General features: G+C 57.2%; 11 protein-coding genes. 4 read left to right on the forward strand and 7 right to left on the reverse strand.

Annotated elements, in window-relative coordinates; genetic code table 11:
- A partial coding sequence (locus tag F451_RS28170; protein WP_020683968.1) for a Gfo/Idh/MocA family oxidoreductase occupies positions 1-392 on the forward strand: 392 nt, incomplete at its 5' end.
- Positions 393-621: 229 nt separating this feature from the next.
- Here F451_RS28170 and F451_RS27995 read toward each other — a convergent pair.
- Positions 622-813: a hypothetical protein gene (locus tag F451_RS27995; RefSeq protein WP_156826625.1), complete on the reverse strand. Its 192-nt coding sequence runs from the start codon at positions 811-813 to the stop codon at positions 622-624.
- 510 nt (positions 814-1323) lie between these two features.
- On the opposite strand from F451_RS27995, the gene rlmF reads away from it, so the two are divergent.
- Positions 1324-2322, forward strand: coding sequence for a 23S rRNA (adenine(1618)-N(6))-methyltransferase RlmF (gene rlmF, locus F451_RS0124025; protein WP_020683969.1), 999 nt, complete (start codon positions 1324-1326; stop codon positions 2320-2322).
- Positions 2323-2940: 618 nt separating this feature from the next.
- Here rlmF and F451_RS0124035 read toward each other — a convergent pair.
- Together F451_RS0124035 and F451_RS0124040 are read right to left on the reverse strand one after the other, a co-directional pair.
- A complete protein-coding gene (locus F451_RS0124035; RefSeq protein ID WP_020683971.1) occupies positions 2941-3309 on the reverse strand; it encodes a helix-turn-helix domain-containing protein in 369 nt (122 codons plus the stop codon).
- A 69-nt stretch (positions 3310-3378) separates the two neighbouring features.
- Positions 3379-4164, reverse strand: coding sequence for a TIGR01458 family HAD-type hydrolase (locus F451_RS0124040; protein WP_020683972.1), 786 nt, complete (start codon positions 4162-4164; stop codon positions 3379-3381).
- Positions 4165-4332: 168 nt separating this feature from the next.
- Between F451_RS0124040 and F451_RS28175 the strand changes: the two genes are divergently transcribed.
- Positions 4333-4473, forward strand: coding sequence for a hypothetical protein (locus F451_RS28175; protein ID WP_020683973.1), 141 nt, complete (start codon positions 4333-4335; stop codon positions 4471-4473).
- Between the two features lie 50 nt (positions 4474-4523).
- Here F451_RS28175 and F451_RS0124050 read toward each other — a convergent pair whose 3' ends face one another.
- The 4 genes from F451_RS0124050 to F451_RS0124065 all read right to left on the reverse strand — a co-directional run bounded on the left by F451_RS0124050 (position 4524) and on the right by F451_RS0124065 (position 9532).
- On the reverse strand, positions 4524-6026 hold the full coding sequence (locus F451_RS0124050) for a Na+/H+ antiporter NhaC family protein (protein WP_020683974.1): 1503 nt from the start codon (positions 6024-6026) through the stop codon (positions 4524-4526).
- An 85-nt stretch (positions 6027-6111) separates the two neighbouring features.
- Positions 6112-7401, reverse strand: a complete 1290-nt coding sequence (locus F451_RS0124055; protein ID WP_020683975.1) for an NAD(P)/FAD-dependent oxidoreductase — start codon at positions 7399-7401, stop codon at positions 6112-6114.
- A gap of 43 nt (positions 7402-7444) precedes the next feature.
- Complete coding sequence (locus F451_RS0124060; protein ID WP_020683976.1) at positions 7445-8164, reverse strand: glutamine amidotransferase-related protein; 720 nt, start codon at positions 8162-8164, stop codon at positions 7445-7447.
- 24 nt (positions 8165-8188) lie between these two features.
- Complete coding sequence (locus F451_RS0124065; RefSeq protein ID WP_020683977.1) at positions 8189-9532, reverse strand: glutamine synthetase family protein; 1344 nt, start codon at positions 9530-9532, stop codon at positions 8189-8191.
- Between the two features lie 552 nt (positions 9533-10084).
- On the opposite strand from F451_RS0124065, the gene F451_RS0124070 reads away from it, so the two are divergent.
- Positions 10085-10870, forward strand: a complete 786-nt coding sequence (locus tag F451_RS0124070) for a LuxR C-terminal-related transcriptional regulator (protein ID WP_020683978.1) — start codon at positions 10085-10087, stop codon at positions 10868-10870.
- Positions 10871-11800: the final 930 nt, after the last annotated feature.

The following is an 11800-nucleotide window of genomic DNA, read 5'->3' on the forward strand; positions in this document are numbered from 1 at the left end:
GTATCGGCAAGGCCGGTGACGTCGATACGGCGATGACAACGCTCAAAATGCCAAGTGGCGTGCTCTGTCATATCAACAACAGTCGCCAAGCCGTCTATGGATTTGACCAGCGGATCGAGGTTTTTGGTTCAGGCGGCATGCTGCAGACCCAGAACCAGCGTGACACCCTGCTCAGTCACTCGAGTGCAGAAGTCACCGACGCCAAACCACTGCTCAAGCACTTTTTCCTGGAACGCTACGCCCAGTCGTTCGAGCAAGAAGTAGCCGAATTTATCTCATGTCTGGAATCCAATTTACTGCCCAGCGTCGGCCAGCAGGACGGACGACGAGCCCTTGAAATCGCCCTTGCGTGCGGACAGTCTTTACGCGAAGGCTGCGCAGTAAGACTTTAAAAAATCGATGGGAAATCAGGCAGGCTCTTTTTAACCGAATAGTCTGAGAATATAAGCGTAATATCGAGAGCCCGGACTCTATAGAGCCCGGGCTTAATTTTTTAGCGGTAGCGCTATCGTTCTATCATGAAAACCTGATATTGGCGGGACTAAAAACAACTCAAGTATTCAGCATTAATCCGCAAAAAATCTCGTCCTGGCACTAAAACAGGGAGGTCTACAGGTGGTTTCATGCATTGTCCAACGTCCACTCAATGCTCATGGGGGCACTGCCCGCGCCAACATCCAGTGCTCGGCCTGCAGGTAGCTGGGCGAGCCTGTCTGACCAGAGCGCATGAACCTGTTGTGCATCCATTGAATCATATTGCGCAATAAAGTCACTGGCATTGTGGTGGTAATGACGAACGGGATCGTTGCTCAATGCGGAATCCTTTCATGCAACTGCAGCGGGGCGTCGGCAGAGTTTACTCCATAATGCCCTAGCAGCCTGTCGGACTTAACACTGATCTACTGCGGAAAATCCGATTCTGGTCATTTTGTGTACTCATTTTTACTCGTCGCAGGCTCCTCGGTCTGCGACCCCGCTAAAGCGGTTCTTTACACTTCGTTTCAAGTGTTAAATAGAACCACTATTTACAAGCTACATCCCTGTAGCTTGCCCTGTGGGCAGCTATCGCTGTGTAAATCGGCAATCCTGCCGATTTATCGTCTCAAAAGAGCCCAAAAACTGCCTCATTCAATCGCCGGGAGCGATTGAACGTGCAAACCCCGAAGGGGTGAAGCACATGGATGTGCTGAACAAAACAGACTTTCCCTCGCTACGACCGGTCAAGCCCGACAGGCTGCTAGCTTCCGAATCACCAGCACACCGGGCACGACAAAGCCGTTGTCAGGTATACTGCCCGCCAACCCTTCGTACGCCGACGACACCATGAAAAAATCCAACGCCATACGCACCCACAAGGCCGAGCTGCATAGCCGCAACCCGCATCGGGGACGCTATGATTTCGCCGTACTGACCAAAGCAAGCCCCGCGCTGTCGCCCTTCGTGCAGCTAAACCGGTTTGGCAATGAGTCCATCGACTTTGCCGACCCACAGGCGGTCAAGGCGCTGAATCAGGCCCTGCTGAGTCATTTTTACGGTGTCGCGTTCTGGGATATCCCACCGGGATTTCTGTGTCCTCCGATCCCGGGCAGAGCAGATTACGTGCACTACCTGGCTGATCTGCTGGCAGACTCAAATAACGGCGTGGTGCCTCGCGGGCGTACGGTGAGAGCGCTGGACATCGGCATCGGCGCAAACTGCGTTTACCCCATTATTGGCAACCGCACCTACGGTTGGCAGTTTGTCGGCTCCGATATCAATGCCATCGCCGTGGGCACGGTACAAACCATCGTTCGGTCTAACCGTTGCCTGTCAGGAAAAATTGAAGCCCGCCTACAAAAACAACAAAACCATATTTTTAACGGAATCTGGAAAGCCGGCGAACACTTTGACATCACCCTGTGCAACCCCCCGTTCCACACCTCGGAAGCGGCGATGACCGCTGAATCCGACCGCAAATGGCGTGGCCTCAAAAAAGATCAGCAGCCAGCGGCGGCGCCCAAACTCAACTTTGGCGGCCAGGCCGACGAGCTGTGGTGTGAGGGTGGTGAAGAAGGCTTCATCTGCCGCATGGTGCAGGAGAGCAAAGCCTATGGCGAGCAGTGCTACTGGTTCACCTCCCTGGTAGCAAAGCAGGCGAGCCTGGCGGGTATACAGCGGGTGTTGAAACAGACCGGTGCGGCACAGGTGCGCGTCATCGAAATGGCACAGGGGCAAAAAATCAGCCGCTTCATTGCCTGGAGTTTCCTCTCACCGGAACAACGGGAAGACTGGCAATCCAGCTACTGGACAATGCACAACACCGCGGGCCTCGAAGCCGAATAGGAAATGGACACTTTGATGATTAATTTAGTCCTATGAAACCTGTCAATGCAGTTTCTCAGGGCTGAATTAACCGCCGGAGCTGACGCCCCAAAGCGCCCCATTCCTGGGGCCGAGGCACCTTAAACGTGCTGTTTCAGCCACCTGAAAATACGTATCCTCATGGGTTAAAAATGCTCATGATTAGAACGTTGACGCACTGCTAGAAAACTCTATAATCGCGCGCCTCTCTTCGATTGAAGGCGCCTCGAACGCACCGTAACTGTGCCATTCACGGCAGCCACCTCAGCGATTAAATTAACCTTAAAAATGTCAGGATTGTACCGCCAAATGGCACACCCACAACCCCAACTGCACCTTGACCCCGAACTGCTCGAAAAACTGCTTCACGGGGCGATTCTGATTTCGTTTGGCTTGATCCTGGTTCGCTAAGGCCTGCCAGCTGCGCTGCAACTGTAATGCCCGACGGTGTAACCAGCCTCAGCTCTTCTTTTGTCCGTATCGCTGACGGTGGCCTTTGCCATGGGATTCGTGACGAGCTCGCTGATTATTATTTAAAGGCTTTCAGCACGTTATCTAATGATTGCTAAGGAACCCGGTGCAAACCCGCCGCGCGTTTCACTAGCCAGCCAGCTGTAGCTGTTCCACCAGTTCGGCGCTGTTATGCACCCGCAGACGGACATGGATAGCCTGAATATGGTTGCGCACGGTGGCAGGGGCAATTCCCAGCACCCGAGCCACCTCCTTGTGACTGAGCCCCCGGGCAACCTGCAGCGCCACCAGTAACTGGCGCGCACTAAGGCTATCCGCAGGCAGGCGCGGACGAACCCGACAAATCAGAAGGTCATCTTCCACCATGCGGGTTAGCACCACCAGACGCCCCACAAACAGTTCCTGATTATCATCCAGCAGTGCCCTGCACAGCGGCACAGAGATAAAGTTAGCTTTCTTACTGACAACAAAGGTGGCAAGAACTAAGGCCTCCTCCAACGCCAGACTCCCCGCCGTTGAGTCCCTTTCGGCGTCGATTGCGTTCCCACACTGCCTTACATCCCCCTATTATCCTTGCCGGCCAAAGAGCGCGGCCAACAGTTCAGGCAGGTCTGCGACGCTATCGATTTCGCTATCTGGCCTGATACCGGATCGCCGAACCAGCTCTGCACGGTACTTACCTGTATGAACCAGTATGCCTTGAAGCCCCGCCTGCTGAGCCCCGCCAATATCACTTTCTATATCGTCTCCGACCAAGGCAACCCGGGTCGGCTCTAGCCCTATCCCCTGGCAAGCCGCCTGAAAAAATTGTCGGGCGGGCTTTCCTACAACGACCGCCTCTACATCGGCGGCATACTCAAGGCCTGCGACGAATAGCCCGAGGTCCGGCTGCAAACTCGTCTCGGTCTGCCAGTAACGATTGCGGTGCACCGCAACCAGTTTGGCGCCCGCGATCAACAGGCCGAACAATCGATTAAGCAGCGCATAGTTCCACTGGTCACCGATATCTCCAAGAACGATCACTTCCGGGTTGTCCTCATCGATCTCGAATCCGGCAAAATCCCTGCGAGCGTCTTCAGCCAGTAACGGCAAGATCCGTCGAACGCCGTTGTGCTCGAGCCACTGTACGGCGGCACTGATGGCGCTAAAGACAGAACCTTCAGGAACCGGCAGCCCCCGTTCCTCAAGCTGCCGTTGCAGGCTATCGAGTGACTTAGTGGAGGTATTGGTGATATAGCGGAAAGGAATATTTTTCTTAACCACGGCCTTCATCACTTCCAGTGCGCCGGGCACCAGACGGCCTTCGACATAAAGCACCCCATCAAGATCGAACAGCAGACCTTCGGTTTTCACGACTCCTCCTGTTACGGTTGGCGACTGCAATAGTATTGACCCGGCGGCTCGATAATTGAAGCGGTGACGCTTGCGCGCTGATCGCGGGCCCTCAAGACAGAGGGGAGGAATCTGCGAGGCGGTTACGACTCGTCCCGCAACCGGAGGGGGTCCAGCAGGCCCGCGACGATGGCGATGCCCGATCCCAAGTCGACCGTCTATGCCGTCGTGATCGGCCTGGTGCTCGACCTGCTGATCGAGCGTCCGAAACTGCTGGAGCGGCATCAGCCGGAAGATGACGTGATTTTTGCCGACGAGAAAGAGGGGTAAGGACAGACAACCCCGCGCCCTCACAGGCGCGGGGTTTTTCTCAGGAAGGATCAGGCAAATGAATAGCCGAGTACCAGGAATACGGCAAAGGCGATAACGCCCCCCAGAACCGCATAAGGAATCTGCGTCCAGGCATGCTGCACGGAGGTGCAGCCCGAGCCCTGCGCGGACAGTACCGTGGAGTCACTGAAGAAGCAGGCATGGCTGCCAAAAGCGGACGCCGACAGCAGCGCCCCAACGGTCAGCGGCATCGACATGTCCAGGCTTTGCGCGGTCGGAATCACGATCGGCAGCGACACCACGAACACCCCCCAGCTGGATCCGGTAGCAAAGACCACGACTGCCATAACAGCGAAGACCAGCGCCGGCAGCAGCTCCCTGGACAGGTAGGGCGACAGCATGTCGATAATGTAGGGCGTCATGCCCAGCTGATCGTTCACATCCTTCAGCATGAAACCCGCGCAGACAACGGCGACCGGATGCAGCATCACTTTGAAGCCATCCAGCATGGAGTCGACCAGCTGGCCGAAATTGAGCAGGTTCTGCCAGAAGTAGAGCACCATGGTGAACAGTGACGCCGTCAGCGCGCCCAGCAGCAGATCGATATCGAAGTAGATACTGGCGCCGACCAGCACCGCCATCGGCAGCAGGAAGTTGATCAGACCGACGACCGGCGACACCTTCTTGATGCCGGAGGTATCGAAGCCATCCATTGCCACGCCCGGCGGAACCGTTTCACCCCGCTGAGCCCGTGCTTCCGCCTGCTTCATCGCGCCCAGGTTGCCGATGAGCCCCCCCGCCACCAGAAACACAACCAGCAGCGCCACCCAGCCATATGCCATGAAGGGAATCGATTCGATATACAGCGACATGCCCCTGCCCGCCTCCGCGGCGCCGTTTTCTTCCAGCAACGCCGCAAAGTAGACCGCCCAGGTGGAGATCGGCACCAGGATACAGACCGGCGCCGCCGTGGAGTCCACCAGGTAGGCGAGTTTTTCGCGGGATATTTTGTACTTGTCGGTCAGCGATTTCATCGACGCCGACACCGCCAGCGAGTGGAGGTAGTCATCGATGAACACCAGGATACCCAGCGTACAGGTGGTCAGCATGGTGCCACGCCGGGTCCTGATGCGACGGGCCAAAATCTCGCCGAAGCTGACGACACTGCCGCCGCGCTCCAGGATAGTGATCAGTCCGCCCATCATGCCGCAGACCAGTACGATCCAGGCGATGGTTTCATTGGTGACCACGCCGATCGACAACTCCCCCAGCCTGCTCACCACGCCCAGCGGGTTCAGCATGATCAGCCCGGCGATGATGCCGGCAAAAATCGCCTCCAGTGAGCGCTTGCTGAAGACCGCCACACAGAGCGTAAGAAGCGCAGGAAGGGTGCTGGCAAAGCCGAAGCCTTCGTCGGCGGTGTGAAGAGTCGACAGGTACCAGAAGCCCGCCATGATGGCGCTGTAGAAGAGGATCCACTGGCTGGATCCTGAAATGCCGTGACGATTGTGCTGCAGCGATCCGGCCGCCGCAAATGTTGGCTTGCTACTCATGAATAGTGACCTATTTTTTTAATTTATTCTGGCCGCACCGCCCCCGAAGGGGGCGGATCACGCTCCGTAAGCGGTTAAGTCCGAATCAGATGCCGAGCCTGTCGCGCAGGGTGTAATAGAAGGCACCGAGCGCCGTATAGGGCACCCGCATCATGCGTCCACCCACGAAGGGGTACTGCGGCAGGGACGCCATGACGTCGTAACGCTCGGCTTGTCCCTGGATCGCATCGGACAGCACCTTGCCGGCCAGATGCGAGCAGGTAACGCCGTGGCCACTGTAGCCCTGCGCATAGTAGATATTGGAGTGAGCCCCGACCCGGCCGAACTGCGGCAGGCGCATCAGGGTCAGCAGGAAGTTGCCGGTCCAGGCAAAGTCCACCTTGACGTTTTTCATCTGCGGAAAGGTCTTCAGCATTTTCGGTACGATCAGCGATTCGATCTTGTCCGGTTCGCGCGCGCCGTAGGTCACACCGCCGCCATAGATAAGACGACCATCGCCGGACAGCCGGAAGTAATCGAGCAGGTAGTTGCAGTCCTCCACGCACTGGCCGTGCGGCAGCAGCTCCTGCTGAAGCGCTTCGCTCAGCGGCTCGGTGGTGACCACCTGGGTACCGCAGGGCATCGCCTTGGATTGCAGTTTGGGTACCAGGTCCCCCAGGTAGGCGTTACCGGCCACGACAACAAAGCTGGCGGTTACACAACCTTTCTGCGTGTGCACCCGAACCTGGCTGCCTTCCTCGATCTTCACCGCTCCGGAGCCTTCGTAGATGACCCCGCCCAGGGATTCGACCGCCCGCGCTTCACCCAGCACCAGGTTGAGCGGGTGGAAGTGACCACCTGACTTGTCCAGCAGAGCACCTGTGTAACGGCTGGTACCGATGTAGCCGCGTGTCTCTTCGGCACTCAGCAGCTCCAGCTCCCGGTGACCATTGGCTTCCCACAGCGCCTTCTTGCCTTTCAGCTCGGCGAACTGCTTGTTGTTGCAGGCCGCGAAGATACCGCCATCCTTGAGATCACACTGAATATCGTAATCCCTGACCAGACGGCGGATGATTTTGCCGCCTTCGAACGCCATGGCGCCCATTGCCTTGCCGGTAGCCTGGCCATAATGACGCTCGATGAAATCGATATCGCGGCTGTAGCTGTGTACGATCTGGCCGCCATTGCGGCCGGATGCACCGAAACCGATGCGGTTGGCTTCCAGCACGACGACCTTGAAGCCCTGCTCGGACAGGTGCAGTGCGGTGGACAACCCCGTATATCCGGCGCCGACGATACAGACATCTGCCTGGACCTCGCTTTCCAGTGCAGGGCGAATGCGTGTGTCGTTTGCCGACGCCGCGTAGTACGACTTGGTATGTGAAAGTGCTGACATGTTATATCTCGTCAAAATATATTTTTATTGTGGGCTCCGATTCTCAGGCTGCGCGGCAGAGGACCTGCGCCAGCCACTGCCCGACCTGGTCGGAGTCCGTGTCGACCGGACACTGATCCAGCGCCGCCAGCGCCCGGCTGGCGGCCTCGTCGGGGAAAGCCGAGCTCTTGCGCAACACCAGCAGCTCCCGTTCGAAGTCGCTACTGAACTCGGGATGCGCCTGCAGCGTTATAACCTGTTCGCCGTAGAGCAGACCGGCAAAGCGGCAGGATTCAGAGGTCGCGAAGACGTCCGCCGACGCCGGCTTTTCGACAACCTGGTACTGGTGAATGGCATTGATGCGAAAGCTCCGCCTGCCCTCCGTTTCCAGGTGAGCGCTATCCAGCAGCGCATACTCCTGCAGGCCCAGCCCCCAGCCGCCGCTGAAGCGTTCGACCCTGCCGCCAAGGGCCTGCGCAATCAGTTGATGACCGAAGCAGATACCCGCCAGAGGTTGACCGGCGGCAAGAATCTCCGGCACCATTCGCTCCAGGCGTCCGATCCAGGGCATCCCCTCGTCGACATTGTGCCTGGATCCCGTGATCACCCAGGCATCACAGCATTCCACAGTGTCAGGAAAGTCGTCGTTCCTGACTTCGTAGACACTGAATTCGGCATCCATGCCGGCTCGCTGCAGCAGTGCACAGACCATATCGGCATAGGTGCCGTGTCTGTCTGCCAGTTCATCCGGCGAGGTTCCCGCCGCAAGAATTCCAACCTTCATATTGATTACCTTGCTGTTTGCCGCTCACAGAAAGCCGAGATAGGACTCGTACTCGATATCGGAAATCTGCGCATGCAGCTTGCGCTGTTCCTGACGTTTGGCGGCCGTGAAAACGTGGATAAACTCTTCACCCAGGTAATGCTGCAGTACCTTGCTGCGGCTGAACAACCTGGTCGCATCGTCCCACTTGTTTGGCAGTGCGAGCTCAGGATCGACGTCTTCGGCGTAGCCGTCCCCTTCCACCGACTCGGGCGGCATCAGCTTGTTTTCGATACCGTAGAGCGCGCCCGCCAGGATGGTCGCCAGCACCAGGTAAGGGTTGGCGTCGGCCCCGGCGACACGGTGCTCGATACGCCGCGCGACCGGTGGGCTTTCGGGGATGCGAATCGCCACGGTTCTGTTCTCGTAGCCCCAGTTGGGGCAGGTGGGCGCATGCGCCCCCACCATGAAGCGGCGGTAGGAATTCATGTGCGGCGCAAAGGCCAGCATGCTGTCCGGCATGGTCTGCATCAGGCCGCCAACCGCGTGCAGCAGCACTTCGGTCCCCTCGTCACCGCCGTTGTTGAACACGTTCTCGCCCTGTTCGTTAAGCAGGCTGAAGTGTACGTGGAAGCCATTGCCGCTCTTGTCCGCGTAAGGCTTGGCCATGAAAGTGGCCGAGTAGTTGTGCTTGCGCGCGATACCGCGCACCAGGCGCTTGAACATGATTGCCTGGTCGCCGGCCAGCATCGGATCGGGCACGTGGTTCAGGTTGATCTCGAACTGACCCGGGCCGAGCTCGGATATGATCGTATCGGCCGGTACCCCTTGAAGTTCGCAGGTGGCACGGACCTCGGAGAAGAATGACGCCAGTCCATCCATGTCGTCGATGGAGTAGCAATCCGTTTCGGCCAGCCGCCTGCCATGACCTTCGACCAGTACCGGAGGCCTGGGGCGCTGGACTTCCTCGGACTCGCTGTCCATCAGATAGAACTCCAGCTCGGTTGCCACTACGGGGGTCAACCCAAGCGCCTTGAAGCGCTTGACCACCGAGCTCAGTACCTGTCGCGGATCAGCGAGGAAAGGAGAGCCATCCGGATTGAACATGGTCGCCATTAACTGGCTGCGCTGGGTGCTTGACCAGGTGACCGGTACGGGCTCCGCCTGAACCGGCATGCAGATGCCGTCGCTGTCTCCGGTTTCGAATACCAGCCCGTTCTCCAGGACATCGTCGCCCCAGAAGTCGAAGCCAAGGACAGAGCGCGGCAGTTTTATACCCTCCTCCATGATCTTGCCAAGCGCCGAGGCCGGCATACGCTTGCCTCTGAGGTTACCGTTCAGGTCGGTAATAAAAAGATCCAGTTCTTTTCCATTCTTATGAGCAGACATATAGGCATCTCTATTTAATTTTTTCCCGCATCCTGTCCCGGCAGCACATTCAGGAGTGTGCTGCCGACACACCAGGAGGCGGCCTTTGTGCGTGCAAACTTTCGCAGGTACATCCTCAGTAAAGCGTACTGAAAAATGCTTTGACCTCAGTACGTGATCACATTCAATAGAGAACGCATACTCCAGCTAGCCCTGACCAGGGTGAAGAAGCCCCGTTGAAGAGCACAGTAACCGAGCGCCTCGCCGCTGTAACTATCACTCAATGGGTATATGACATGCTCAGCGATACCACGCATGGGGAGAAAAGAGCTTCGATCGTGCCCTGAGCATTGAGGAACCGAGCCCTGAAACAGAGCCCTACGGACAGTGGTTGACTTTCGACCGGCATGACCACAAAATTCTATTTGTGGTCACATACTAATAAAATATTCTCGCATCCCGACCATCTGCCCGCTTCCGATATGCCGAACCGTCGAAAAGCAGCTAAAGCCCGAGAATCCACCCCAGGCAGTTACTATCTTGAAAGGCAATAATACGGACGGACCTTCCGCCGTGTTCAATCGCAACATTGCGTTGCTGATCGACCATTCGCGACTGAAAAGCTTTCCAAACGTACTGGTTCAGTTTCTGTCGGAGCTGTGCCGGTTCGACACCGCGTTGATGGTCACCTACAAAAAGTCGTTCAAGCCGATCATCATCTACCCTGATGATCCCGCCGACATGAGCAGGACACTGCATAATTACATCAACAAGTACTACGTACTCGATCCGCTGTTCAATGCCATCCAGAAACAGGAGCTCTCGGCGTTCACACGACTGTCGGAGATTGCGCCGGACTCCTTTGAAACCACCGAGTACTACCAGAGCTGTTACAAGAACTTCGACCTTGTCGAAGAGTTCAGTCTCGTGACCGAGCTGAACAAGCAGGTAAGCTGCGCCCTGACACTCGGCCGCAAGTCCTCGCTCGGTCCGATTAGCCGGGCGGAGTTTCAGCGACTGCAAAACAGCAGCCCCGTTATCAGTTCGCTGATTCGGCAGTTCTGGCTGTCGCAGTCCCAGGAGTACGTACAGTACGAGAAATCGGACAGCGCCATGAAACAGGCCCTGGCGAGCTTTGCCGCCGGCGCACTGACACGCCGCGAGCAGGAGATTACCGTGCTGATACTGCAGGGCCACTCGTCCAAGGCAATCGCAGGCATGCTCAACATCAGCCTCGGCACCGTCAAGGTACACAGGAAGAATATCCACACCCGGCTCAACATCTCGTCCCAGTCGGAGATATTCAACCTGTTTCTGACCCATCTGAATGAACTGGAAAACCAGCTTGGTTCAGAATGAGCAGACCGGCTGCTGAATCGAAGAAACCTATTTAATACGCGTTCGAGGCGGCTGGCGACCGTTCGTGGCGAGGAAGTGCCCTTTGGTTGCGCCACTCCTAAAAGAGACCATTACCGGCGGCCGTGTTTTCTATATCGGACAAATACGTCGTAAAGGGAACGTAGGAGCGGTGCCTCGCCGCGATATGCGCTGAGCGTCATCGCCGAACAACCAACACAAAAACGCCCCAACCTGTCGGCTGGGGCGTTTTCGTTTAAGGAAATCCTTGGCGATGACCTACTTTGTATCCCCCTCGGGTACTCACATGGGGAAACCCCACCTACACTACCATCGACACTCAAGCGTTTCGCTACTGGCCGGGGTCGCGCACGACCCGCGGCGGATAAAGCGCACATGGGATCAGGCGGTTATCATAGCGGGTCTTTCGGAATATTCGGGCCATCTCCTCCCATAAAGCGAAAAACCCCGGCCTCATCAAGACCGGGGTATTTCTGAATAGATGCTTGGTGCCTCAGGCTGCACCTGAGCAATACTCGGGCTGTCCCTGCCCTCACCCCTGCGGGGCCGCCGTGGTCGTCCAAACGAGTCAAAGCGGCGCTCAGCGTGCCCCGTGAAACGTTTTGGGTATCGACAAGTCCCATTTTGACCCTGCTACTGCGTTGACGTTGCAGGGATGCCTAGGAGCGGCCACCGCGACAGATAAAAGCGGATGGGATCAGGCGCTGTAGGAGCTGCGCCCTCGCAGCGAATGCGTTCGGCCGGCACCGTGCAAAACCGATAGGACGCTTGGCGCCTCGTACACGAACCGCCCCGCGGGCACCTGAAGACGGGTGGTAAAGAATGAGCGGCCTTATGACTCTCTTGTAGGTTGGGCTTCAGCCCAACAATAGCGACGCTCGTTTCAGGTGTTGGGCTGAAGCCCATATATGG

The organism is Marinobacterium rhizophilum DSM 18822 (assembly GCF_000378045.1).
Taxonomy (GTDB): domain Bacteria; phylum Pseudomonadota; class Gammaproteobacteria; order Pseudomonadales; family Balneatricaceae; genus Marinobacterium_A; species Marinobacterium_A rhizophilum.

Coding starts and splice junctions, on each gene's coding strand:
- F451_RS0124060 (WP_020683976.1), bottom strand. CDS start 8,164: ATGAAGGTTGGAATTCTTGCGGCGGGAACCTCGCCGGATGAACTGGCA.
- F451_RS0124065 (WP_020683977.1), bottom strand. CDS start 9,532: ATGTCTGCTCATAAGAATGGAAAAGAACTGGATCTTTTTATTACCGAC.
- F451_RS0124055 (WP_020683975.1), bottom strand. CDS start 7,401: ATGTCAGCACTTTCACATACCAAGTCGTACTACGCGGCGTCGGCAAAC.
- rlmF (WP_020683969.1), top strand. CDS start 1,324: ATGAAAAAATCCAACGCCATACGCACCCACAAGGCCGAGCTGCATAGC.
- F451_RS28175 (WP_020683973.1), top strand. CDS start 4,333: ATGGCGATGCCCGATCCCAAGTCGACCGTCTATGCCGTCGTGATCGGC.
- F451_RS0124050 (WP_020683974.1), bottom strand. CDS start 6,026: ATGAGTAGCAAGCCAACATTTGCGGCGGCCGGATCGCTGCAGCACAAT.